A 22,450-nucleotide genomic window follows, 5' to 3' on the forward strand; every position below is an offset into this window, starting at 1 on the left:
GGTGTCTGTTAAACCCGTGGCGATTCAGTTACCAGAACCTTCCTGACCTAAGCTGCTACCTTCGTTATTACCCTGATACTGCAGGGCGAAGTTCAGGCCATCAACCTGACCAAAGAAGCCTTTATTGCGATAGGTGGCCACGCCGTTGGTACGACCTAGCATATACACATCGGTCTGGGTGTAAGTATCGCCGCCAAATTCCGGCAGCATATCGGTCCAGGCTTCTACGTCGTAGACGACGCCATAGTTACGACCATAGTCAAAGGTACCGTTCTGGCCAAAACCTAAACCAGCGAAAGCCAGACGAGTCCATGAATCGCCTTTGTCACCTTCAGTACCGTTTGCCTGAATGTTATATTCCCACTGACCATAACCAGTCAGCATATCGTTGATCTGGGTTTCGCCTTTAAAGCCCACACGAGCATAGGTCTGATCGCCATCACTGCCAGCATCGTCAGAGAAATAACGCAGACCATCAACTTTACCGTACAGATCCAGTTTATTGCCGTTCTTATTATAAATTTCAGCCGCATTTACTGCGCCTGCAGCTAATAAAGCAGGGAGGAGAAGTGCCAGTACTTTTCTTTTCATTATGTATTCCCTTATGATAATAATTAATATGAATATGTAGTACTATCCGAAAGACTACATTTTGATACTATCTATGAAGTTCATTTTATTTAAAATATAACGTGTAACAAATATATTTAAAATATTTCAAATTGTTTCATGTTTGTCTTTTTATAACTATATGTGTATGTTTTTGATAAAGCCATTCATTGTATAAATTGATATTTATCAGTAAGTTATGGTTTTTGGTTTTTTATTTGCATTGTTTATTTTATTGCTGTCGATTATTTGTTATTCGATAACGAGTAATGACCGAGAGATATTCATTACACGAGATAATTAATTCCTTGGGGTTATGTAAATATAAAAATAATAATATATAGATATAAATCGCAGCGCTAGCAGTAGTCTGAAATGGAAATTGTTGTTAAGGTGGTTTTCTTTCTGCAAAGAGAGACCCTATGGAACTACAGGACTGGCAGTCAAAATTTGAAGCCTGGCTACGTGATAACCACTCCGGGCAGGATGCTGCCCATGATATCTCTCATTTTCGTCGCGTGTGGAAGACCTCGCAAAAGCTAAGTCCAGATGCGAGCGTAGACTGGCTGGTGGTGCTGACGGCGTGCTACTTCCATGATCTTGTTAGCTTACCGAAAAACCATCCGGATCGTCATCGCTCGTCAGTATTGGCAGCCAAGGAAACACGTCGTGTTTTGATGCGCGATTTTCCGGATTTTCCACAACAGCGGTTATCGGCAGTGTGTCATGCCATTGAGGCGCACAGTTTTAGCGCCAAAATCGCGCCAGAAACCCTTGAAGCGAAAATCGTGCAGGACGCAGACCGGCTTGAGGCGCTGGGTGCCATTGGGTTAGCGCGCGTGTTTGCCGTGTCTGGTGCGTTAGGCGTGGCGCTATTTGATGCGGAAGATCCGTTTGCCCGTCAGCGTGGTCTTGACGATAAACAGTACGCGCTCGATCACTTCCAGACCAAGTTATTGACGTTGCCATCGACGATGCAAACTGAACAAGGCCGCCATTTAGCGCAGCATAATGCTGACTTCTTACTGACGTACATGGCGAAGCTGAGTGCGGAGTTAAAAGGAGAGTATGAAAAGCTGGATCTTGACGCGATTCAACCCCTTAAAGCAGGTTAGCCGCCAGTACAGCCGCGACGTCAACCGCGCTGTTTTATGTTAATCTGTCGGTTATCCATTTCGGCCGGTTAAATGTATGCAGGATAATTTTTCAGTAGCAGGCTCCATGAACCCTATGACAGATGATAACAAGGCCACCGCGCAGGTGATTTTGGCTAAGTTGCTTGAAATATATGACGTGAAAACCCTGGTTGCTCATCTGAATGGTGTTGGCGAGAACCGCTGGAGTCCGGCCATTTTTAAGCGAGTGATGGTGAACGAAACATGGCATCGCCTCAGCGACAATGAGCTTACTCATCTGCATTCCTTACTGCCGACGCCACCTGCGCATCATCCGCATTATGCCTTTCGATTTATCGATCTGTTTGCCGGCATTGGCGGGATTCGTCGCGGCTTTGAAGCGATTGGCGGGCAGTGCGTGTTTACCAGCGAATGGAACAAGCATGCGGTGCGTACCTACAAAGCGAACAATTATTGCGATCCACTCCAGCATCACTTTAATGAAGATATTCGCGATGTCACGCTGAGTCATCATGATGGGGTGAGCGACCAGCAGGCGGCGGAACATATTCGTCAGCACATTCCAGAACATGATGTGCTGCTGGCGGGATTTCCTTGTCAGCCCTTCTCCCTGGCTGGGGTATCAAAGAAAAATGCGTTAGGGCGGGCCCACGGCTTTGCCTGTGATACACAAGGCACACTCTTTTTTGATGTGGTGCGCATTATCGACGCGCGTCGACCAGCCATATTTGTGCTCGAAAACGTTAAAAACCTGAAAAGTCACGACCAGGGTAAAACGTTTCGTATCATCATGCAGACGCTGGATGAGCTGGGTTATGACGTCGCGGATGCGGCGGATAATGGACCTGACGATCCGAAAATTATCGATGGACAACATTTTTTGCCGCAGCATCGCGAACGTATTGTGCTCGTCGGATTTCGACGCGATCTGCAATTGAAATCAGACTTCACGCTGCGCAATATTGTCACTCGCTATCCGCAGCGGCGTACGACGCTGGCGGAGTTGCTTGAGCCGACCGTCGATGCGAAATATGTGCTGACGCCGGTGTTGTGGAAATATCTCTATCGCTATGCGAAAAAGCACCAGGCGCGGGGCAATGGGTTTGGCTATGGCATGGTATACCCCGATAATCCCGATAGCGTAACCCGCACATTATCGGCACGCTATTATAAAGATGGCGCCGAGATCCTTATCGACCGCGGCTGGGATATGGCGCTGGGTGAAAAGGATTTTGACGATCCGTTGAACCAGCAGCACCGTCCGCGCCGGCTTACACCACGGGAGTGTGCGCGCCTGATGGGATTTGAATCACCACAGGGCTATCAATTCAGGATCCCGGTGTCAGATACTCAGGCTTATCGCCAGTTTGGTAATTCGGTGGTCGTTCCGGCATTCGCGGCGGTTGCCAGACTGTTGGAGCCGAAAATCAAACAGGCGGTTGCTATTCGCGAGAAAGAGAACCTGCATGGCAGACGTTCACGATAAAGCAACGCGTAGTAAAAATATGCGGGCGATAGCAACCCGCGATACTGCCATTGAAAAACGCCTTGCCAGCGTACTGACAGAGCAGGGCGTAACGTTTCGCGTGCAGGATGCGACGTTACCTGGTCGCCCCGATTTCGTGGTCGATGATTACCGTTGTGTGATCTTTACCCATGGCTGTTTCTGGCATCATCACAACTGCTACTTGTTTAAAGTCCCCGCAACACGGACGGAATTCTGGCTGGAAAAAATTGGCAAAAATGTCCAGCGTGACGTGCGGGACTGTGAAATGTTGCAGGCGCTGGGCTGGCGTATACTGATTGTCTGGGAATGCGCCCTGCGTGGGCGCGAAAAACTCGGCGATGACGCGTTATCTGAACGTGTCATCGAGTGGATCTGCGGCGGCGGTGCCAGCGCGCAGATCGACACTCTCGGTATTCATTTACTGTAACGTCTTTTCCGACGGGGTCGCAACGGCATCCGCTTTCATGGGGAATAAGTATTTACCCAAGGTGACCAATACCACCGCAAATACGATAACGCCGAGCGCCAGCCATTCGATGAGCGCCAGACTTTCTCCTCCCAGACCGGTACCTAGCAGCACGGCGACAACTGGATTAACGTAGGCATAGCTGGTGGCGAGCGCCGGACTGACGTTGCGGATCAGGTACATATACGCGTTAATGGCAATGATAGAGCCAAACAGGGCCAGGTACGCCACCGCCATAAATCCTGAAAATGTCGGCATAGTGGTCAGTTTTTCCCCGGAGACCAGTGACGCGCACATCAGCACAACTCCGGCGGCTAACATTTCAATGGCTCCGGCCATCATGCCAACGGGTAACGTTATGCGTGAGCCGTACACCGAGCCAAACGCCCAACTCATCGAACCTATCAGGATTAAAACAGCACCCCAAGGATTACCGCTTAAATTACCGCCGCTGTTCAGCATGATGATACCTGCCAACCCAATGGCTATTCCCATCCACTCCAGCTTACGCGTTTTAATACCAAAAAAGTGGCTAAAGCACAGCGTAAACAGCGGAACGGTAGCAACCACCACGGCGGCGATACCGGAAGGCACATTTTGATGCTCTGCGACGGTGACCAGCCCATTACCCACAGCCAGCAGCAGGATACCAATTAACGCGGCGTTCAGGAGCTGGCGTAGAGGCGGCAGTTTATGCCCGCGAATTAGTAAGAATGCGGTTAACAAAATGCCCGCGGAGAGAAAACGCACGCCAGCCATCATCAACGGCGGCCAGCTTTCAACGCCAATGCGAATAACGAAGTAGGTGGAACCCCAAATGATGTACAGCGCGAAAAGCGCACTGAAAAGCGGTAGCAATTGCCTGAAACGCATAATCCCTCACGGTGGAAATAAAAAGGTGCAACATAGTAAACGTCAAAACTATCGTGCTGGCGAGATTTATAATTGCATGCCATTGTTAAATATTTGTTGACCAGAAAGGCCAGTTTCCGCATGGCGTGTTTTACTTCATACTTAATACTGCAAAAAAATAATATTGAGGGTTAACATTTTGGCAGGAAGTAGCTTACTGACCTTACTCGATGATATCGCAACCTTATTGGACGATATCTCGGTCATGGGAAAACTGGCCGCGAAAAAAACCGCGGGTGTCTTGGGAGATGACTTATCGCTTAACGCGCAACAGGTGTCGGGCGTGCGGGCAAATCGCGAACTCCCGGTGGTCTGGAGCGTGGCTAAAGGGTCGTTTGTTAACAAAGTTATTCTTGTGCCGTTGGCGCTATTGATTAGCGCCTTCATTTCCTGGGCGATCACCCCCTTATTAATGGTAGGCGGGGCGTTTCTCTGTTTTGAAGGGGTGGAAAAAGTTCTTCACACCCTGGAAGCGCGTAAACACAAAGAGACCCCGAAAGAACGCCAGCAGCGTCTGGCATCTCTGGCGGAGCAGGATCCACTGACCTTTGAGAAAGATAAAATCAAAGGAGCGATACGTACCGACTTCATTTTATCTGCTGAGATTGTCGCCATCACCCTCGGCATTGTGGCGGATGCGCCGTTGTTGAATCAGGTGCTGGTGTTATCAGGCATCGCGTTAGTGGTGACCGTGGGCGTGTATGGCCTGGTGGGGATTATCGTTAAGCTTGATGATATCGGCTACTGGCTGGCAGAAAAGCGCAGCATGCTTGCTCAAACTCTGGGTAAAGGACTGCTGGTTGTTGCTCCCTGGCTGATGAAAACACTTTCGGTGGTTGGCACGCTGGCGATGTTTTTAGTGGGGGGCGGGATTGTTGTACATGGAATATCACCGCTGCATCATGCGATAGAACATTTTGCCCAGCAGCAAAGCTCATTGATTGCGCTAATGCTTCCAACCCTGCTTAATCTGGTGCTCGGCTTTATCATTGGTGGAATAGTCGTTCTGCTGGTAAAAACCGTTGCCAGACTGCGCGGAGTTTCGCACTAATTGTCGTCGGATTAATTACGCAAAAAGTCTCTTTGTCGTCTAAGGTGTAAAGGTTTCTCTTGATACAGGAGGCAGGTATGGTCTTTTCTGTCAGTGAGGAAGTCACCTCGAAAGAGGGTGGCCCACGCATGATCGTTACCGGGTATGCCAGCGGAATGGTGGAGTGTCGCTGGTACGACGGCTTTGGCGTTAAACGGGAAGCATTCCGTGAAGATGAACTGGTGCCCGGCGAGCAAAGATCGCGCTGCCAGGACGCCTGACATTGGGTATGATCGTAACCTGGTGAGCTCTCAACCATTAGTTATATTTATCATTTTGGTGAGAATTATTTACTTGTCAGGCAAAAAAATTGCAGATAAGGTTTGTTTCACATCAGATTTCCTGGTGTAACGAATTTTCAAGTGCTTCTTGCATAAGCAAGCTTGATCCCGGCCCGATGAGGGCCGGGATTTTTTTCGCCCTCAGTCAGCGATTGATTTCCGACACGCTAAAATCATGGATATCAAGCTCGAACGCGTCGGCCAGTTCATGCCATGTATGGAAATCACGCCCGTCGATGCTGACGCGTTCCGGATCGTCCTGACTGCGATGAATTTCACTCTCGCAGATTTCGTTGATTGCCTTCAGCAGAGCGTCTACATCGACGCTCACTTCACGTTTGGCCGTATCGCTGTACTCTTTCGCGGTTTTCATCCTCATACCTCTCAACCGTTAAGGATACCGGGGGAGCGCATCAAAACCTCAGATGCGCACCACTTAAGTATAGACCGTCGAGAAAACCCGCAATCGCATGCGCCGGACGCTGCCACATAAAGGAATTTGTTCTACACTGGCACAAAGCCACAGGAGGAAAACGATGAAGGTGAATGATCGGGTTACAGTCAAAACGGACGGCGGCCCACGTCGGCCGGGCGTGGTACTGGCAATCGAAGAGTTTAGTGAAGGCACCATGTACCTGGTTTCGCTGGAAGACTACCCGCTCGGTATCTGGTTCTTTAATGAATCAGGTCATCAGGATGGTATCTTTGTGGAAAAAATAGAGTGAGGTGAGTTCTTCTGCTTGATGCTGACTGGTGGTTCCGCCACCAGTCAGAACGTCTTAGCGCGTATTTACAAAGATACCATTGGTGACGTTATCCGTGAGTCGAACCACGTGATAGATAACTTGCTTATTATGCGTCTTAATCTTTCGTTTTATATTTCCCTTATGGGATGAGACGGTCTTGGCCTTGATATTCATTTGGTCTGAGATCTGTATTGTTCCCTGTCCCTCCATCCACATGCGTAGCATGCTGGATTCGGTACGGCTTAATGACAACGTCGGCAGATTAACATCGATAGCAATATTCACTTCCTTTTTCAGAATATCGCCAAGAAGTTCATCCAGTGAATCAGGCTTAATTGATTTAGAGCTGATCAATAAATTTTTTCTGACTAAAAGATACTCATCAAAATGCACATTGGCAATTGCCATAAATACAATAAATAATGTGCTGGGATGCTGATTAATGATTTGCTTGATTTGCTGACTGTTAGCTGGATCGTGGATAAAACAGTCCTCATTAATAAACACCACAGCGGGTTGCAGCGAAACACAGGCGAGACTGAGTTCACCAACGCTGGAAATATTGTTGATTTCCCTTTTTTTCACCCCCCGACTGACCAGATAACCGGTCAACCCTAGCCGGGTGTAACTGCATAAATCCATAATAATCGTTGACATGGCATACCCTCACTCAATGCGTAACGATAATTCCCCTTACCTGATTATTGCATCACAACTAAACGGAATAATAACGACCCAAGATGACGCTTTCGCTGTTTTCAGGCGAATTTACTATCCCGTAAAGTTGCGTATAATTTGCCAGGAAACATCTTAAAGTAAAGTAAATGTTGCGTTATGTGAGTGAGGCAAAAACAAATAAACCGCGACAGCGATATCCTGGTGGATGTTGTCGGTTTTTAAATTTAGGACAATCCTTAGTAAAACAGGATAAAAATTAAGGGTTATTATTTTCCGGGCATTTCGCTGACGATATCGGCCAACAAATTAAAAATTTCGCTGAACAAGCGCTCGCAGAATGGCGCAATTAATGGCATCAGCGCCGCCATTAATGAAATACCCACTGTCAGGGTGAGAGGAAAGCCAATGACAAAAATCGACAGTTGTGGCGCCATGCGGTTTAACAAACCAAGCGCAAGGTTCAGCGTCAGCAGCAGCGTCATAACCGGTAGGGCCAGCATGAGTCCGTTGAGGAAAATCAGGCTACCCGCCCGTGCCAGCGCGAGAAATGCATTGCTGTTAACCGGATTGCCGCCAATGGGCAAAGTATGAAACGTATCCACCAGTAGCGAAATCAGCCAAAGATGGCCATTAAAGGTGAGGAATAACAGCATGGCGAGCATGTCGATCAGTCGTGCCAGGACCGGCATATTCAGGCGGCTACCGGGGTCAAAAAATGTCGCAAAGGAAAGCCCCATTTGCAGGCCAATCAGTTCCCCGGCGGTACGCACGGCGGCAAACGCAAACTGCATGGTGAAGCCCAAGGCGATGCCGATCAAAATTTGTTGCATGGCCTGCCACAACGCGCCGATGGAAAAGATGGGGACGTCTGCAGGGGGAATCGATGGGGCGATAACGATGGTTATCATCAATCCCAGCCCCAGTTTTACCCGCTTGGGGATGGCGCGTTCGCTGAGAATTGGGGCCGTGGAGATGAGCGCCAGGATGCGCAGCAACGGCCAGAAGTAAAGATTCAGCCACTGCATCCACTCAACGCTGGTCACCTGCAACATAACGTTGTCTACCCGATGATATACGGTAAATTGCTGAACAGCGTACGCACGTAGTCGAGCAACAGGTTAAGCATCCACGGGCCGGCAACAATGATGGCAATAAAAACCGCAACAATTTTGGGAATGAAGGACAGCGTCATTTCGTTAATCTGGGTCGCCGCCTGCAAAATGCTGATGATAAGACCTGTGACGAGGGCCACCAACAGCAAAGGCGCAGCAAGGGCCAGAGCGACTTTCATCGCCTCTGTGCCCATCATCATGACCGATTCAGGTGTCATTTCGCGCCTCTAACTGTAAAAGCTTTGTGCCAGCGAGCCGACAAGCAACTGCCAACCGTCCACCAACACAAACAGCATCAGCTTAAACGGTAACGCGATCGTGGCGGGCGGCACCATCATCATCCCGAGCGCCATCAGCACGCTGGCGATAACCAGATCGATAATCAGAAACGGGATAAAAATGGTAAAGCCTATCTGGAAGGCGGTTTTCAATTCACTGGTGACATAAGCCGGAAGCAAAATTCGCATTGGTACGGCTTCGGGTCCCTGTAAGGGACCGCTGTTTGCAAGACGGGCGAACAGCGCCAGATCGGCTTCACGGGTTTGGCGCAACATAAACTCGCGCAACGGTTGGGCGCCTTTCTCCATGGCTTTCTGCATGGAGATCTTCTCTTCGCTGAACGGCTGATACGCGTCAACGTAGATTTTATCGATTACTGGCGACATGATGAAAAAGGTCAAAAATAGCGCCAGGCCCAGTAGCACCTGGTTGGGGGGCGCAGATGGCGTTCCCAACGCATTTCGCAACAAACCGAAAACGATGATGATGCGGGTGAAGCTGGTCATCATCAATAAAATGGCAGGCAGGAACGTCAGTGAGGTGATAAACACCAGCGTCTGTACAGGCAATGACCAGCTTTGTCCGCCGCCTGGCAGCGGTTGACTGACCAGACCCGGCAGTTGGGCGAGGGCGACTGGACTGAAAAGCCATAAGCCTGCCAGCGTGATGGAAAACAAACGGCGCATCAGGATCTCCCGGGACGCTTGAGCAAACTCTTCATCATGGCCTGGAAATCCGCAGGGGAGGCCGGTTTTTCTTCTGCATCGGCAGGTGCCGGGGGCAGGGTGTGCAATATGTTAATTTGCGAGGCCGTGACGCCCAGCACCAGGCGCGCATCTTCAACCTCAACAATCACCACGCGCTCACGTGGGCCCAGTGAGGTACTTGCCGCAACCTTCAGCCCTCGCGTACCGTTGCTTTTGGGGGCAAAGCCCAGGCGTTTAATGACCCAGGCTGCCGCCAGGATCAACACGATGATCCCAAGCAGCGCACCGCTTACCTGCACCAGCGGTGAGCCGGGGACGGCGGCTGGCTGAGAAACTGTTGCCTGGGTGTTCATGATTAACGGCTCAGACGACGCATACGTTCTGATGGAGTGATAATGTCGGTGATACGCACGCCGTATTTATCCGCGACCACCACCACTTCACCCTGGGCGATCAGATAACCGTTGATCAGGATATCCAGCGGTTCGCCCGCCAGACCATCCAGCGCGACAACGGAACCCTGCGTCAGACGCAGCAGCTCTTTGATGGTCATGCGGGTACGGCCCAGTTCAACGGTCAGTTTGACCGGAATGTCCATGATCAGGTCGATGTCCTGCAAAGCACCACTGACGTCGCCGCCGCCTAACTGCTGGAATACCGCATCGGCCGCACTTTTGGTGGTCGTGGTTTTTTGCTCGTTTAACGCGTCAGCCCACAGATCGTCCAATGCGCCAGTGTTCTCATCGGACGGATTATTCATATCACTCATTTGGGCTGTTCCTCATTCAGCGAATTCAAAATCGGGTTTATCAGATGTTCTACGCGTAACGCATACTGACCGTTCACGGTGCCATACTGGCTGGTCAGTACAGGCACGCCGTCCACATGAGCAATAATGCGGTCAGGTTTTTCAATCGGCAGTACATCGCCGGGTTTCAGCTTTAAAATCTGGGAAAGCCTCAGCGGAATGTCGGCAAAGTTTGCCACCAGCTCCAGCTCAGAATGCTGAACCTGACGCACCAGATTATTGCGCCAGTTCTGATCTTCATTACGTGAGTTTTCCAGCGGTGGATTCACCAGCAGCTCGCGCAATGGTTCAATCATGCTGAATGGCAGACAAATGTTAAATTCACCGGTCAGGTTGCCAATTTCAACGTGGAACGGGGTGTTCACCACAATGTCGTTAGGCGAGGTGGTGATATTGGTAAATTTCACCTGCATCTCGGAACGAACGTATTCCACTTCCAGCGGATTGATGGCCTTCCACGCGTCGCTGTAGCTTTCAAGCGCCAGCTTCAGCATGCGGTTGATCACGCGCTGTTCAGTATGCGTAAATTCGCGACCTTCCACTTTCGTCGGAAAGCGTCCATCGCCACCGAACAGGTTATCAACAGCGATAAATACCAGACTTGGTGAGAACACCACCAGACCCGTACCACGCAGTGGCTTGAGGTGGATTAAGTTCAGGTTGGTCGGCACCGGTAAGTTACGCGCAAATTCGTGATACGGCTGGATACGAATCGCCCCCACGGTAATATCCGGGCTACGGCGCAACAGGTTAAATAATCCCATACGGAACTGGCGCGCGAAGCGTTCGTTAATGATCTCCAGCGCCTGTAAACGCTCACGCACCACGCGGCGTTGGGTGTTGGGATCATAAGGACGAATATCGCTCTCTTTTGCGATACCGGTAATGGGTTCGTCTTTGGTTTCGCTATCGCCATTCAGCAATGCGTCGATTTCAGCCTGAGAAAGAATACTGTCGCCCATGTCTTTACCGCAGAATAAAAGCTGTATAAAGAACGTCGGTGACAACCTGTTTTGGCTGCCCGACAACGAGCGGAGTCGCGAGCGTCTCTTTGATGGCGGTAATCAGCTGTTGTTTACCTTCCTCGGTGGCGAGCGTAGCCGCATTTTGACGAGAAAACAGCAGCAGCAAGCGGCTGCGTACTTCCGGCAAATATTCATTCAGACGCGCACGTGTCGCCTCGTCTTTCATGCGCAACGTGATACCGATATACAGCACACGGTCCGCATCGCCCAGATTGACGGTAAAGGTATCCAGCGCAAAGAACACCGGGGCTGGCGGTGGAGGCGGTTCCGCTTTAACGCTGGCGGACGGCTGCTGCTGCATGCGCCAGTAGCTATAACCCGCAGTTGCGCAGGCGGCGAGGGTAATTAATACCAGCAGAGGGATCCAAATAGCGCGTTTACTTTTTTTGTTAATCGCGGAGTCAGTCATCAGATACGGGCTTCCTGTTTCGGTACAGCTTATGGGCTGATTATCCCGTGTCCTGTCCACGACAAAGCGTGGAAAAGACGCGGATAATCATGCTACCTCTGGCGTTAGGCGAAGATGTCTACTGCGCCATCGCCGCGGGCAGCGGCTTGCAGCGAGGCTGGGGTTGCCAGTATTGCGTCATCTTCAGCGGCAAAAATGTCTTGTCCTTGAGCGCGACCAGACTGCTGTTGCTGTCCGGAAGACTGCTGATGGCCAGCGAAGCTTTCACTGCTGATATTGCTTTGCCCCAGTTGGATCCCGCTTTCAGCCAACTGCGTACGTAGCATCGGTAATGCGGCTTCCAGTGCGGCGCGCACGTGACTGTGCGGTGATACCATTTGCAATTGCGCGAGGTTATCGTCCAGCTTGAGCGAAATATGTACCTGACCCAGGTCCTGCGGATGCAGACGCAGTTCTGCGCTTTGCTGGCCCTGGCGCGTGAACAATGTGACGTGCTGACTCAGCGATTGCTGCCATTCATGGCTACCTAACGGGGCACTTAACACTGGCGCGGCTGTCGGTAACGGTTGTGCGTGTGTTTGTGGACCACTTAGCGGGGCCGCAGTCATGCCAACGCTGGTCGGTGATGGGGTGCTGTCGATTTCAGCTCTGGCGTTCACCGCCGCCGTCAGCGGGGTTAATGTTGGATTGTTTGCCTGATTAGCACCACCGCCAGCAATCGTGACATCCGCTTTGCCTTTTTTGGCATCACCCGGCAGTAATTCGTCTGCATTATCAGTCACCGCGCCGTGTACAGTGCCACGTGATAACGCCGAAAGTGTGGCATCAACTGGGGCTGGTGCGCTGTCGACGGCAGGCGTAGCCGGCGGTTGTCCTGGTAGCATGGCGAACAACGCGCTGAGGTTGGCGAGATCGTCATCACTCAGCGTAGTATTTTTTTCGTCCTGCTGAGCGACTTTGCCCAGAGTCGTCAAAGCATTAGTTTTCAGTGAAGGCGTGAGGGCGGACAACAGTTGCTGAGCGTCTGTCATGTCGGTAAGAGAAGCCTCGGTTTGCAGCTCTTGTTGCGCCAGCAGATCGGTTAATTTGACCGACTGTGTGGCATCGCCATTTTTTTGCAGTGACCCTTTTTGCAGCTTACTGCTGGCCGCCTGTAAGTCGGCAAGCGACAGAGGAGCATCTTTACCCTGCGCGTCGCCCGCACCTAATGCACCAGCCAGCAGCGCTAAAAAATCCTCGGGTGAATCTACCGCTTTGCCTGACTGAAGACCTGCGGCTACATCGGTGTCGGTGGTAATCAGTTGGGGTAAAGTAATCATTCGGGTTTCCTCATAGCTGCGCGCTGAGCAAATTCATCCATTTTTTTCTGATCCAGACGGTTTTCGGCCAGTAACGCTGCCGAGGTTTGTCTGTCCTGCAACGTCTGCCACGCCTGTAATCGCTGTTTTTTGTCGCGCCAACTGTTCAACGCCATGTCCACTTTTTGCGTCCACTGATTGAGCTGTTGGCGGTGTTGCTCAATCGCTTTTTCCAGCGTCTGAATAAATTGCTGGTAGTTAATCCAGCGATTGCTGGTAATACCCTGGCCCATATCGGTATTCAGATTGTTGCGATACTCATGCTGATAATCGATCAGCATTTTTAACTGTTCTTCCGCCTGCTGACAGCCACGACGCATCTCTCCTAATAAGACAGCGGCGTCATCTACCTCTTTTTCAGCCAGGTCTTTCAGTGTTGCTAACGCACCATGTTGTGCCATGACCTATGCTCTCCTGCTTAATCACACACCAGGGAAAATCAGTTCCAAAGCTTGTAGAGAATCTTCCCAGTCAGCCCGTTCAAAAATGCCTTGCTGTAAGAATGCTTCCAGCTGTGGCCATAAGGCGATGGCTTTATCCAGCATCGGATCGCTGCCTTTAGCATACGCCCCCACGCTGACCAGATCGCGGTTACGCTGGAAGCTGGATAGCAACTGTTTAAAGTTGCGCACCCGTGCGTAGTGTTTTTCACTAATGAGCGCGGTCATGGCGCGGCTGATCGAGGCTTCAATATCGATGGCCGGATAGTGACCCGCCTCGGCTAAATGACGAGACAGCACAATGTGGCCGTCAAGAATCGCGCGCGCGGAATCGGCAATCGGGTCCTGCTGGTCGTCGCCCTCGGTCAGTACCGTATAAAACGCGGTGACTGAACCGCCGCCGTGAATACCGTTTCCGGCCCGTTCAACCAGCGCCGGTAATTTGGCAAATACTGAAGGCGGATAACCTTTGGTTGCCGGTGGCTCGCCGATCGCCAGGGCTATCTCACGTTGCGCCATCGCATAGCGGGTGAGGGAATCCATAATCAGCAATACGTGCTGCCCGCGATCGCGGAAATCTTCGGCGATGCGCGTGGCATAGGCCGCGCCTTGCATACGCAACAGCGGCGAGACGTCCGCCGGAGCGGCAATCACTACCGAGCGTGCGCGACCGTCAGCACCGAGAATGTTTTCGATAAAATCTTTAACTTCGCGGCCACGTTCGCCAATCAGGCCCACGACGATAACATCGGCCTGGGTATAGCGTGCCATCATGCCGAGCAGGACGCTTTTACCGACGCCGGAACCTGCGAAAAGTCCCATACGCTGGCCGCGACCTACGGTTAACAACGCGTTGATGGGACGTACGCCGGTATCCAGGACGTGTTCTATTGCGGTACGTTGCAGCGGGTTAAACGGCGGTGTAATCAGCGCACCGGTTTCGGTGGTATCCGGGGCGGGCAGTCCGTCGAGCGGTTTGCCGCTACCGTCCAGCACCCGACCCAGCAGAGCAGGGCCAAGCGGTAATTGCTTCCCGCTTTGCAGACCTTCTCCGGCGATGTTCTTTGCGTACACGCGCGCGCCGGGCAGAACGCCTTCGACCTCTTCGAGCGGCATCAGAAACAGACGTTGACCGTTAAAACCCACGACTTCGCTTTCAACTTCCTGGGTTTCGTTGCCATCCTGGCGTTCAATGACGCAGGTGGCACCCAGCGGCAGCTGTAATCCCGTAGCCTCCAGCACCAGCCCGGTTGCGCGGGTCAGGCGACCGTAACGACGCACTGCAGGCAGCAGCGACATTTTCTCTTCGAAGTTGTCCAGCGTATTGAGCCAGCGAGTCAGGCGAGTGGTCATTACACGACTCCCGGCGCTGCCAGACGGCAGAGTTCTTGCCAGCGTGTGGCGACGCTGGCATCCAGATCGCCTTCGTCGGCTGAGACTTTACAACCGCCGTGATGTAGCGTGGGATCGCCGCGCAGCCGCCAGCCGTGCAGGCTGAGAGTGGCACCGAGCATCTCCTCCACACGCTGGAGATCGTCCGGATGGACGCGTAGCTGTGGCTTACCGCTAAACAGCGGTTCCTGTTGCAATAACTGTTGGATCTGCTTAATCAGCGCAGCGTTATCCACGATAGGCGTCTGACCAATCACCTGACGCGCCGCCTCCAGCGCCATCTGCATCAGGCGCGAGGCAATGACGCTGTCCAGTGCGTCCAGCGTATTCTGAAACTCGCTCACCAGCTGCTGCATGCGGGCATGGATCGGCGCATGCTGCGCGCGCGCCTGGTTCTGGCCTTGTTCCAGCCCCTGACTCAGTCCTTCCTGATAACCTTGCTCGTGACCTTTTTGTCGACCTTCTGCCAGCCCCGCGTTATACCCTTGCTCATGGGCCTGCATTTGCAGCTGCGCAAGCTGTTGTTCAAGCTGTTGCTCTGCGGAAAGCTCGGGCTCTTCCGTCTCTTCTGACAGCGGCGTTTCGCTGTGGTCGGCCAGAACGAACTCTGCCATCGGTGGGGCGAGGTCGTCCGGGGTCCAGACTTTCCACGGCAGTTCGTTAGACATAGGTATCCTCGCCGCTGCCGATCACCATCTCGCCGGTTTCCGCCAGACGACGCACAATAAGCAGAATTGCTTTCTGTTCGTTTTCCACCTGCGACAAACGCACCGGGCCGCGGTTGGCAAGGTCGTCGCGCAGAATATCGGCAGCACGTTGCGACATGTTGCGCAGGAACTTCTCGCGTAGCGGCTGTTCGGCACCTTTCAGGGCAATCAGCAGCGATTCGGAATCCACTTCCTGCAGCAGGCGCTGGATACTGCGATCGTCGACGTCCACCAGGTTTTCGAACAGGAACATTTCGTCGATAATTTTCTGCGCCAGTTCGCCGTCGAATTCGCGTACGGCGGTAATAACTGCTTCTTCCTGCTGGGTTTTCATCAGGTTGATAATTTCGGCCGCCGTTCTCACGCCGCCCATTTTGCTGCGCTTGAGGTTCTGGCCATCGAGCAGGCCGTTCAGTACCTCGGTCAGTTCTGCCAGCGCGGCAGGCTGCACGCCGCCGAAGGTGGCGATACGCAGCATCACGTCGTGACGTAAACGCTCGTCGAACAGCGCCAGGATATCGGCAGCCTGGCCCCGTTTGAGGTGCACCAGAATGGTGGCGATAATCTGCGGATGCTCGTCGCGGATAAGGTCGGCGGCGCTTTGCGGTTCCATAAAGTTGAGCGTTTCAATACCGCTGGTGGTATCGCGGGTTTCCAGAATATCTTCCAGCAGGCTGGAGGCGCGTTCCTCGCCCAGCGCTTTCACCAGCACGGAGCGCAGATATTCGTTGGCGTTGATATTCAGCGCGGCAAACTGTTCTGCTTCTTGCTCAAACTCGGCCAGCACATCCGTCAACTGTTTGTTGGAGATCTGGCGTACGTTTGCCATCGCTGTACTGAGTAACTGGACTTCACGCGTGGAAAGGTGCTTAAACACCTCCGCCGCGCGATCCTCGCCAATGGTCATTAACAGGATGACGCTTTTATCGGTACCGCTAAGATTACTCATGTTCGTTACTCATCCACTGGCGAATGACCAGCGCCACGACGCGCGGATCGTTATCTGACATTTCACGAATACGCTGGCTCATCACTTCTGCACCCAGACGCTGATTCGTACGACGCTGCTGGGTCTGCTCGTCTTTGCTGAGGCGAACTTCTACCGCTTCTTCGGTTTCCTGACGGATACGCGTTTGTTCTTGTACCGCTTTTGCTTCTTCGCTGCGGCGAACCAACTGCGGGCGAACAGCCTTACGCCACAGGATCCAGGCAACAAGCAGAACCAGTAACCAACGGCCAGCGGTCATCAACTGTTCAATAAAGGCCTGCTGTTTCCAGAACGGCAGCTCGCCAATGGAATCGTCGGTCGCCGTGAAGGGTGAGTTCACCACGTTCAGGGTATCGCCACGTTTGTCGGAGAAGCCCATCGCTTCGCGGGTCAGGTCCTCAATCTGTTTCATCTGATCGGCGGTTAACGGCAGCGGTTTGCCGTCCGGCAACGTTTTATAGTTGACCACCACAGCCACCGAGAGACGCTGCACATCGCCGACGTTCATTTTGGTGTGGCGAATGGTACGGTCGACTTCATAGTTGCTGGTTTCATTGCGCTGCGTACTGCGCGGACCGGCATTATTGTTGTTATTTGCCGTCTGCGTGGTTTGCGCATTTTGCTGATTAGCCGGTGGGTTAGCGATTGGCGCGGTATTAGCCGGTGCTGGCTGATTGGACAACGCGCCCGGTACGCCGCCCGGCGCTCCGCTCCCGATCTGCTCGCTGACGTTTAACTGGCGTGAACGCAGTACGGCCTGGGAATCATCACCGTTTGGACGGTATTGTTCTTCGGTTTGCTCTTTATTAGCAAAATCCAGCTGCGCGGTGACCTGCGCATGTACGTTACCGTTGCCGACAATCGGCGACAGGATCGATTCGATACGACGTTGAACACGGCCTTCGACATCGCTGGCGTATTTCAACTGCGCATCGTTAAGATCGCGGCTGCTGGTGTTCGACTGAGTTAACAGATGACCCGCCTGGTCGACCAGCGTAACGTTGCCTGGAGGTAACCCGGCAACAGCGCTGGAAACCAGATGCGTGACCGCACTGATCTGACCTTCATCCAGTGCGCGACCCGGCTCAAGATTCACGGTCACAGAGGCAGAAGGCGCTTTTTGCTCACGCACAAACAGCGACGGTTTCGGCATTGCCAGATGCACGCGGGCGCGTTTTACCGGTCCCAGGGTTTCAATGGTACGGGCTAATTCACCTTCCAGCGCACGCTGGTAGTTGACCTGCTCGCTAAACTGGCTGATACCAAATTTTTCCTGATCCAGCAGTTCAAAACCTACGGCGCCGCCTTTCGGCAGGCCTTGTTGTGCCAGACGTAAGCGCAGTTCGTGGACTTTATCGGCAGGAACTTCTATAGCACCGCTTCCCTCAGTAAAACGATAGGGAACGTTCATCTGCGTCAGTTGGGTGACAATCGCGCCACCATCCTGATCGGAAAGATTGCTGAACAGCGTGCGATAGTCAGGCGCTTTGGCCCACAGGACCATCGCCACGATGATAGCGACGGCAGCGGCTCCCTCGCGCGCAGGCGGTTTAACCACTCGAGAGGTTTAAGCTGGGTTGCAGTCGATGCTGTCGCACTCATCTCGCACCTCGTGGCTTATCGTGGACGGCGTTTTTTGCAAAGTGGAACAAGACTCACTCCCGGGTCAGCAAACTCGAAAAATTGACGGTCTCATTATTTGCGGTTTCGAATTTTTCTATGCGTTAAAAACCGTGGTTTTTTATCGTTATTTAACGCCTTTATCTTATTGACTAACTGGTAATCTCAGCTACGTAAAAAATCATCCAGGGGATCAGAATGTCGGCAATACAGGGGATTGAAGGGGTCATCAGCCAGTTACAGGCCACGGCGATGTCAGCAAAAATGCAGGATATGCAGCCACAACCGACCGTGAGTTTTGCCGGACAACTGCATGCGGCGTTAGACAGGATTAGCGATGTGCAAACCGCGTCCCGTACCCAGGCTGAGAAATTTACCCTCGGTGAGCCGGGTATTGCGCTGAACGATGTGATGACCGATATGCAAAAAGCGTCGGTATCGATGCAGATGGGTATTCAGGTGCGTAACAAACTGGTGTCGGCGTATCAGGAAGTCATGTCGATGCAGGTGTAGGGACAACGTGCAGAGAATGTTTGCCGGATAAGCGTAGCGCCATCCGGCAACCAGTTACTTCTGAATCAAATAGCGGATCGTTGGGCCATCCTGCTGAATATCCAGCACCGTATAGCCGTGATTACGCGCATCCAGTGGAATATTGTTGATTGACTGCGGGCAATCGCTCACCACTTCCAGAATTTCACCTTTCTTCAATTGCGGCATCGCTTCCAGCGTGGCTACAGCCGGGTATGGACACGGTTCGCCGACCATATCGAGGCGATAATCAGGCACGATATTTTTCATACAGACTCCTTGGCAGGCGTCAGCCCTGCGCGACGGAAGAAACGTTTTTCCCAGCCGATAATCAGCATCAGCGCGGCAAACAACAGCACATAGGTCACCAGCAGACCGCCGAGCGGACCGAAGGTGTTGAGCAGATTTACTTTGTCCCAGTTGGTGGCAAGCGCGGGAGCAAAATCATCCCAGTAGTAAGCCAGAATGGTTGAGCCAATAACGTTGCCCAGACCAACCCACCAGTAATGCACCTGGCCTTCAACGGCGCGGTACATCCAGCCGGTTTCACATCCGCCCGCTAAAACGATGCCAAAGCCAAACAGCAAGCCACCGATCACCGCATTCGGACCCGCCCACATGATTTTAGGCTCGACACCCAGTTGCACATAGCTAAAGATACCGATGGCGCTGACCGCCATCCCGAAGATGATCGCTTTTGCCATGTGGGTGCGACCGGAAATCCACAGGTCGCGGAAGGCGGAGGTGAAGCAAATTTGCGCCCGTTCAATCAGCAGACCAAACCCGACGCCAAACAGCATCGCCAGACCGAGTTTGGGTTTATCCATCGCGGTGAGCAGCGCCCAGCCGATCATGCCGATAAACACCAGCATACCCAGGCGGAAACGTCGACGGGCCTGATCCGGCTTTTGCGTTAACGGCGAAGCGGCAGAGACTTTCTGCATTTTGACCGGAATACGAAACATCGGCAGCAGGGTAAAGCGTGCGCCAAACCATGAGCCAATAGCCGTAGCCAGCGCAAAAAACCAGGCGTGTAGTGAGAACTGCGGAATGCCGGTGAAGAATGCGGCCAGGTTACAGCCCATTGCCAGCCGGGCACCGAATCCGGCGATCGCCCCGCCGACTATCGCCTGCATAATGCGCACCCGACTGCGCGGCATGCGCAATTTAACGTTGTTGGCCCACAGAGCGGCAGCAAAACAGCCCCCGAACATACCGAGGATCATCATGCCGTCGATGCGGGTCAGGGGCGAGCCTTCGAGATGAATCAGCTTGTAGTATCCCCACTCTTCGGCGTGTACGCCAAACAGTTGCAGGATTTGACCACCCCAACGGGTGAATTCACCGGTAACGGCCCAGAAGGTTCCCGTAATGCCGAAATAATAAGTGGAGAGAATACCCGCTGCGATGACCGCAGGGGCGGGGGCCCAAAATTTAATTAACCAGGCCTGTTTGAAGTGTTGCCATGACATGCGTTGTGCCTCTGAACTCAGAAGGTATGTAACAAGAAGTGTGGATACTACACCGTTCAGAATTTTTGACTATGAGTAATAAGAGGTAACACCGCCTGGATCAATGTTTCTCAACGCTGCCGAAATGCTGGCGACATCAGGCCTTTAATGCCACAATCCCATTTTCTTCGCATGCAGGATGAATGATGAAAAAATTAGCAATCGTTGGTGTATTTCTGGCGCTTACCGGATGCGCCGAAGTAGAAAATTATAACGACGTGGTGAAAACGCCAGCGCCAGCCGGGCTGGAAGGATACTGGCAGTCAAAAGGTCCGCAACGCAGTCTGGTAAGCCCGGAAGCCATTGCCAGCCTGGTAATAACGAAAGAGGGCGATACGCTGGATTGCCGCCAGTGGCAGCGGGTGATTGCGCTGCCGGGGAAACTGACGATGCTCTCTGGCGATCTCACCAACGTGACGGTGAAACGCGAGCTATATGAGATCGAGCGCGAAGGCAATACGCTGGAATATGACGGTATGACGCTGCAACGGGTGGATCGCCCAACACAGGAATGTGCCGACGCGTTAAAGAAAACGCCTCTGGCCACACCGCTGCCATAAACCGTACGCCCCGGTAGCCACCGGCCACCGGGGTTGAACATTACAACACGTCTTCAATCACCCACACGCTGACGCTCCCGCCGTTACAATAAAACGTCGCTTCACCGTTTTCATCGGTGACCACACTTTCTGCACGATTTCCCAGATAGTCACGCCAGGTTTTATTGCCATAATTGGCGCCGAGATTGATGGTCTTTTCCCCGTCATCGCCGTTAGACAACACCACCACGCAGCCGGGATCTTCGTCCGTTCCGCTGCGACTAAAAGCGATACAGTTAGGGTGATCGAAAAAGAGCGTCTGTACCCCGTGCGCAAAGCGCTGACGCGCGAGGATCAGTTCATCAAGCTGTTCAATGATCGGCATGTCGATAGGATAAGTTTCGCCATCGCCGCCGGTGTCTTCGTAATGCGCTCCGTAGAGGTCGGGGTAAAACACCGACGGCACGCCGTTTTCGCGCAGCAGGATCAGTGCATAGGCCAGCGGCTTAAACCACGGCTCGACAGGGGCTTCGAGTGCCTGCAAGGGTTGGGTGTCGTGATTGGCCACCAGCGTGACGGCATGAAACGGATCGGCCTCCACTAACGTGTCGGTAAAAATCTGGCTCATGTCGTAATCGCGGCCCTGACGGGAGGCTTCGTGGAATTTCATCTGCAAAGGGGCGTCGAACAGCATGGTTTTCCCCTCCACCTGATTAATGTAGGTTTGCAGCTTATCGACTTCATGGGACCAGTATTCCGCAACGATAAACAGTGGCTTGGGGGCGACTTCCTGCACGTGTTCAATCCACTCTTTGTAAAACCATGCCGGAATATGTTTCACCGCATCTAAACGAAAACCGTCACACTGGGTTTGCTCCATTACCCAACGCGCCCAGTATTTGAGCTCCTCAGTCACCGCGTGATTGCGAAAATCGATATTTTCGCCCATCAGATAATCAAAATTACCCAACTCATCATCAACCTGATCGTTCCAGCCTTCGCCGGTGTAGTCGTTAACGATTTTGAAAATGCCGTCTTCGGTGGGATTCTCGATATGGTCAATGCCGCTGAAGCATTTAAAGTCCCAAATGAATTGCGAATACTGGCCAGCGCGGGCAGGGAAGGTATAGCGCGTCCAGCCCTCGCACTCGACAATCTCATCGTCTATTTGCGTACGATCCTCGGCGTTAACTCGCTGGACGCGAATCTTTTCTTTTTCATCTGCGCCCATTTTGTGGTTAACCACCACGTCCAGCAGTACGGCAATATCATTGTGTTTCAGCGCGTCAATCGCCGCCAGCAGCTGGTTTTTATCGCCGTATTTGGTGGCGACGGTTCCCTTTTGGTCGAATTCGCCCAAGTCAAACAGATCGTAGGAATCATAGCCGACGGAATAGCCGCCGGACGCGCCTTTATAGGCGGGAGGCAACCACACCATATTGATGCCGATATCATTGAGTCCGCCTGCGCGTTCGGCAAGTTCGGGCCAGAGTTGACCGCCATCAGGGTAATACCAGTGGAAGTACTGCAATAACGTGGGATTTTTCATCTTCCGTGCTCCAGAAGTCGTTTGGCCGACCTCTGGAGTATGGAAGATTA

General features: G+C 52.5%; 26 protein-coding genes and 2 pseudogenes. 8 read left to right on the forward strand and 20 right to left on the reverse strand.

Going from position 1 to position 22,450, the window contains the following annotated elements:
• Positions 1 to 27: 27 nt before the first annotated feature.
• Positions 28 to 591, reverse strand: a pseudogene (locus tag FDX11_RS00010) (porin); the annotation flags it as partial.
• 440 nt (positions 592 to 1,031) lie between these two features.
• Between FDX11_RS00010 and FDX11_RS00015 the strand changes: the two are divergent.
• The 3 genes from FDX11_RS00015 (at position 1,032) to FDX11_RS00025 (ending at position 3,679) form a co-directional block, all read left to right on the forward strand.
• Complete coding sequence (locus tag FDX11_RS00015; RefSeq protein WP_137397244.1) at positions 1,032 to 1,724, forward strand: phosphohydrolase; 693 nt, start codon at positions 1,032 to 1,034, stop codon at positions 1,722 to 1,724.
• A 76-nt stretch (positions 1,725 to 1,800) separates the two neighbouring features.
• Positions 1,801 to 3,231 carry a DNA cytosine methyltransferase gene (locus FDX11_RS00020; RefSeq protein ID WP_137397245.1) on the forward strand — a complete coding sequence of 477 codons (1,431 nt, stop codon included), beginning with the start codon at positions 1,801 to 1,803 and terminating at the stop codon, positions 3,229 to 3,231.
• A complete protein-coding gene (locus FDX11_RS00025; protein ID WP_061382611.1) occupies positions 3,212 to 3,679 on the forward strand; it encodes a very short patch repair endonuclease in 468 nt (155 codons plus the stop codon). The genes FDX11_RS00020 and FDX11_RS00025 overlap by 20 nt, the downstream gene beginning before the upstream one ends.
• Here the strand turns inward: FDX11_RS00025 and yedA are convergent.
• Positions 3,671 to 4,591 (reverse strand): drug/metabolite exporter YedA, encoded by a 921-nt coding sequence (yedA, locus tag FDX11_RS00030; protein ID WP_042307659.1) that lies wholly within the window; start codon positions 4,589 to 4,591, stop codon positions 3,671 to 3,673. The two genes, FDX11_RS00025 and yedA, sit on opposite strands and share 9 nt — an antisense overlap.
• A 175-nt stretch (positions 4,592 to 4,766) precedes the next feature.
• Here yedA and FDX11_RS00035 point away from each other — a divergent pair, with 175 nt between their 5' ends.
• Complete coding sequence (locus FDX11_RS00035) at positions 4,767 to 5,681, forward strand: DUF808 domain-containing protein (protein WP_170975577.1); 915 nt, start codon at positions 4,767 to 4,769, stop codon at positions 5,679 to 5,681.
• 77 nt (positions 5,682 to 5,758) lie between these two features.
• Positions 5,759 to 5,941: a YodC family protein gene (locus FDX11_RS00040; RefSeq protein ID WP_137365960.1), complete on the forward strand. Its 183-nt coding sequence runs from the start codon at positions 5,759 to 5,761 to the stop codon at positions 5,939 to 5,941.
• A gap of 205 nt (positions 5,942 to 6,146) precedes the next feature.
• On the opposite strand, the gene yodD is transcribed toward FDX11_RS00040, so the two are convergent.
• Entirely contained in the window at positions 6,147 to 6,374 is a 228-nt protein-coding gene (gene yodD / locus FDX11_RS00050) for a YodD family peroxide/acid resistance protein (RefSeq protein ID WP_042307665.1), read from the reverse strand.
• Positions 6,375 to 6,537: 163 nt separating this feature from the next.
• Between yodD and dsrB the strand changes: the two genes are divergently transcribed.
• On the forward strand, positions 6,538 to 6,726 hold the full coding sequence (dsrB, locus tag FDX11_RS00055; protein ID WP_038641589.1) for a protein DsrB: 189 nt from the start codon (positions 6,538 to 6,540) through the stop codon (positions 6,724 to 6,726).
• 54 nt (positions 6,727 to 6,780) lie between these two features.
• Here the strand turns inward: dsrB and rcsA are convergent, their stop codons facing one another.
• From rcsA to fliF, 14 genes and pseudogenes are all read right to left on the reverse strand, one after another.
• Complete coding sequence (gene rcsA, locus FDX11_RS00060) at positions 6,781 to 7,404, reverse strand: transcriptional regulator RcsA (RefSeq protein ID WP_137349992.1); 624 nt, start codon at positions 7,402 to 7,404, stop codon at positions 6,781 to 6,783.
• A 287-nt stretch (positions 7,405 to 7,691) separates the two neighbouring features.
• Positions 7,692 to 8,477: a flagellar biosynthetic protein FliR gene (gene fliR, locus FDX11_RS00065; protein ID WP_042307668.1), complete on the reverse strand. Its 786-nt coding sequence runs from the start codon at positions 8,475 to 8,477 to the stop codon at positions 7,692 to 7,694.
• Between the two features lie 8 nt (positions 8,478 to 8,485).
• Positions 8,486 to 8,755 carry a flagellar biosynthesis protein FliQ gene (gene fliQ / locus FDX11_RS00070; RefSeq protein ID WP_032939600.1) on the reverse strand — a complete coding sequence of 90 codons (270 nt, stop codon included), beginning with the start codon at positions 8,753 to 8,755 and terminating at the stop codon, positions 8,486 to 8,488.
• Positions 8,756 to 8,764: 9 nt separating this feature from the next.
• Positions 8,765 to 9,502: a flagellar type III secretion system pore protein FliP gene (gene fliP / locus FDX11_RS00075; RefSeq protein WP_137397247.1), complete on the reverse strand. Its 738-nt coding sequence runs from the start codon at positions 9,500 to 9,502 to the stop codon at positions 8,765 to 8,767.
• Positions 9,502 to 9,879 carry a flagellar biosynthetic protein FliO gene (fliO, locus tag FDX11_RS00080; RefSeq protein ID WP_094301050.1) on the reverse strand — a complete coding sequence of 126 codons (378 nt, stop codon included), beginning with the start codon at positions 9,877 to 9,879 and terminating at the stop codon, positions 9,502 to 9,504. The genes fliP and fliO overlap by 1 nt, the downstream gene beginning before the upstream one ends.
• Positions 9,879 to 10,292 carry a flagellar motor switch protein FliN gene (gene fliN / locus FDX11_RS00085; protein ID WP_005127761.1) on the reverse strand — a complete coding sequence of 138 codons (414 nt, stop codon included), beginning with the start codon at positions 10,290 to 10,292 and terminating at the stop codon, positions 9,879 to 9,881. The genes fliO and fliN overlap by 1 nt, the downstream gene beginning before the upstream one ends.
• Positions 10,289 to 11,293, reverse strand: coding sequence for a flagellar motor switch protein FliM (fliM, locus tag FDX11_RS00090; RefSeq protein WP_038641580.1), 1,005 nt, complete (start codon positions 11,291 to 11,293; stop codon positions 10,289 to 10,291). The genes fliN and fliM overlap by 4 nt, the downstream gene beginning before the upstream one ends.
• A 4-nt stretch (positions 11,294 to 11,297) precedes the next feature.
• Complete coding sequence (gene fliL / locus FDX11_RS00095) at positions 11,298 to 11,765, reverse strand: flagellar basal body-associated protein FliL (RefSeq protein WP_137397248.1); 468 nt, start codon at positions 11,763 to 11,765, stop codon at positions 11,298 to 11,300.
• Positions 11,766 to 11,869: 104 nt separating this feature from the next.
• Positions 11,870 to 13,084 carry a flagellar hook length control protein FliK gene (gene fliK / locus FDX11_RS00100; RefSeq protein WP_137397249.1) on the reverse strand — a complete coding sequence of 405 codons (1,215 nt, stop codon included), beginning with the start codon at positions 13,082 to 13,084 and terminating at the stop codon, positions 11,870 to 11,872.
• Entirely contained in the window at positions 13,081 to 13,524 is a 444-nt protein-coding gene (gene fliJ, locus FDX11_RS00105; protein ID WP_003834052.1) for a flagellar export protein FliJ, read from the reverse strand. The genes fliK and fliJ overlap by 4 nt, the downstream gene beginning before the upstream one ends.
• Before the next feature lie 21 nt (positions 13,525 to 13,545).
• Entirely contained in the window at positions 13,546 to 14,916 is a 1,371-nt protein-coding gene (gene fliI, locus FDX11_RS00110) for a flagellar protein export ATPase FliI (protein ID WP_003030440.1), read from the reverse strand.
• Positions 14,916 to 15,623: a flagellar assembly protein FliH gene (gene fliH, locus FDX11_RS00115; RefSeq protein WP_003834049.1), complete on the reverse strand. Its 708-nt coding sequence runs from the start codon at positions 15,621 to 15,623 to the stop codon at positions 14,916 to 14,918. Before fliH ends, fliI begins: the two co-directional genes overlap by 1 nt.
• On the reverse strand, positions 15,616 to 16,611 hold the full coding sequence (fliG, locus tag FDX11_RS00120; protein WP_079939972.1) for a flagellar motor switch protein FliG: 996 nt from the start codon (positions 16,609 to 16,611) through the stop codon (positions 15,616 to 15,618). The genes fliH and fliG overlap by 8 nt, the downstream gene beginning before the upstream one ends.
• A pseudogene (gene fliF / locus FDX11_RS00125) lies at positions 16,604 to 18,252 on the reverse strand (flagellar basal-body MS-ring/collar protein FliF). The gene fliG and the pseudogene fliF overlap by 8 nt, the downstream one beginning before the upstream one ends.
• Before the next feature lie 216 nt (positions 18,253 to 18,468).
• Between fliF and fliE the strand changes: the two are divergent.
• A complete protein-coding gene (fliE, locus tag FDX11_RS00130) occupies positions 18,469 to 18,783 on the forward strand; it encodes a flagellar hook-basal body complex protein FliE (RefSeq protein WP_003030448.1) in 315 nt (104 codons plus the stop codon).
• A 54-nt stretch (positions 18,784 to 18,837) separates the two neighbouring features.
• On the opposite strand, the gene yedF is transcribed toward fliE, so the two are convergent.
• Both yedF and yedE read right to left on the reverse strand, forming a co-directional pair.
• Positions 18,838 to 19,071, reverse strand: coding sequence for a sulfurtransferase-like selenium metabolism protein YedF (gene yedF, locus FDX11_RS00135; protein ID WP_000790504.1), 234 nt, complete (start codon positions 19,069 to 19,071; stop codon positions 18,838 to 18,840).
• Positions 19,068 to 20,273, reverse strand: a complete 1,206-nt coding sequence (gene yedE, locus FDX11_RS00140) for a selenium metabolism membrane protein YedE/FdhT (RefSeq protein WP_079939970.1) — start codon at positions 20,271 to 20,273, stop codon at positions 19,068 to 19,070. The genes yedF and yedE overlap by 4 nt, the downstream gene beginning before the upstream one ends.
• A gap of 185 nt (positions 20,274 to 20,458) precedes the next feature.
• On the opposite strand from yedE, the gene yedD reads away from it, so the two are divergent.
• Positions 20,459 to 20,872 (forward strand): lipoprotein YedD, encoded by a 414-nt coding sequence (yedD, locus tag FDX11_RS00145; RefSeq protein WP_003030454.1) that lies wholly within the window; start codon positions 20,459 to 20,461, stop codon positions 20,870 to 20,872.
• A gap of 40 nt (positions 20,873 to 20,912) precedes the next feature.
• Here yedD and amyA read toward each other — a convergent pair whose 3' ends face one another.
• Positions 20,913 to 22,400 (reverse strand): alpha-amylase, encoded by a 1,488-nt coding sequence (amyA, locus tag FDX11_RS00150; RefSeq protein ID WP_123267427.1) that lies wholly within the window; start codon positions 22,398 to 22,400, stop codon positions 20,913 to 20,915.
• Positions 22,401 to 22,450: the final 50 nt, after the last annotated feature.

It is taken from the genome of Citrobacter sp. wls714 (assembly GCF_005281025.1).
Classification (GTDB): domain Bacteria; phylum Pseudomonadota; class Gammaproteobacteria; order Enterobacterales; family Enterobacteriaceae; genus Citrobacter; species Citrobacter werkmanii.

Coding starts and splice junctions, on each gene's coding strand:
- fliM (WP_038641580.1), bottom strand. CDS start 11,293: ATGGGCGACAGTATTCTTTCTCAGGCTGAAATCGACGCATTGCTGAAT.
- yedA (WP_042307659.1), bottom strand. CDS start 4,591: ATGCGTTTCAGGCAATTGCTACCGCTTTTCAGTGCGCTTTTCGCGCTG.
- fliH (WP_003834049.1), bottom strand. CDS start 15,623: ATGTCTAACGAACTGCCGTGGAAAGTCTGGACCCCGGACGACCTCGCC.
- fliE (WP_003030448.1), top strand. CDS start 18,469: ATGTCGGCAATACAGGGGATTGAAGGGGTCATCAGCCAGTTACAGGCC.
- dsrB (WP_038641589.1), top strand. CDS start 6,538: ATGAAGGTGAATGATCGGGTTACAGTCAAAACGGACGGCGGCCCACGT.
- FDX11_RS00040 (WP_137365960.1), top strand. CDS start 5,759: ATGGTCTTTTCTGTCAGTGAGGAAGTCACCTCGAAAGAGGGTGGCCCA.
- FDX11_RS00015 (WP_137397244.1), top strand. CDS start 1,032: ATGGAACTACAGGACTGGCAGTCAAAATTTGAAGCCTGGCTACGTGAT.
- rcsA (WP_137349992.1), bottom strand. CDS start 7,404: ATGTCAACGATTATTATGGATTTATGCAGTTACACCCGGCTAGGGTTG.
- yedF (WP_000790504.1), bottom strand. CDS start 19,071: ATGAAAAATATCGTGCCTGATTATCGCCTCGATATGGTCGGCGAACCG.
- fliG (WP_079939972.1), bottom strand. CDS start 16,611: ATGAGTAATCTTAGCGGTACCGATAAAAGCGTCATCCTGTTAATGACC.
- amyA (WP_123267427.1), bottom strand. CDS start 22,400: ATGAAAAATCCCACGTTATTGCAGTACTTCCACTGGTATTACCCTGAT.
- fliJ (WP_003834052.1), bottom strand. CDS start 13,524: ATGGCACAACATGGTGCGTTAGCAACACTGAAAGACCTGGCTGAAAAA.
- FDX11_RS00020 (WP_137397245.1), top strand. CDS start 1,801: ATGCAGGATAATTTTTCAGTAGCAGGCTCCATGAACCCTATGACAGAT.
- yedE (WP_079939970.1), bottom strand. CDS start 20,273: ATGTCATGGCAACACTTCAAACAGGCCTGGTTAATTAAATTTTGGGCC.
- fliQ (WP_032939600.1), bottom strand. CDS start 8,755: ATGACACCTGAATCGGTCATGATGATGGGCACAGAGGCGATGAAAGTC.
- fliL (WP_137397248.1), bottom strand. CDS start 11,765: ATGACTGACTCCGCGATTAACAAAAAAAGTAAACGCGCTATTTGGATC.
- fliI (WP_003030440.1), bottom strand. CDS start 14,916: ATGACCACTCGCCTGACTCGCTGGCTCAATACGCTGGACAACTTCGAA.
- fliR (WP_042307668.1), bottom strand. CDS start 8,477: ATGTTGCAGGTGACCAGCGTTGAGTGGATGCAGTGGCTGAATCTTTAC.
- fliN (WP_005127761.1), bottom strand. CDS start 10,292: ATGAGTGATATGAATAATCCGTCCGATGAGAACACTGGCGCATTGGAC.
- fliK (WP_137397249.1), bottom strand. CDS start 13,084: ATGATTACTTTACCCCAACTGATTACCACCGACACCGATGTAGCCGCA.
- fliP (WP_137397247.1), bottom strand. CDS start 9,502: ATGCGCCGTTTGTTTTCCATCACGCTGGCAGGCTTATGGCTTTTCAGT.
- yodD (WP_042307665.1), bottom strand. CDS start 6,374: ATGAAAACCGCGAAAGAGTACAGCGATACGGCCAAACGTGAAGTGAGC.
- FDX11_RS00025 (WP_061382611.1), top strand. CDS start 3,212: ATGGCAGACGTTCACGATAAAGCAACGCGTAGTAAAAATATGCGGGCG.
- yedD (WP_003030454.1), top strand. CDS start 20,459: ATGAAAAAATTAGCAATCGTTGGTGTATTTCTGGCGCTTACCGGATGC.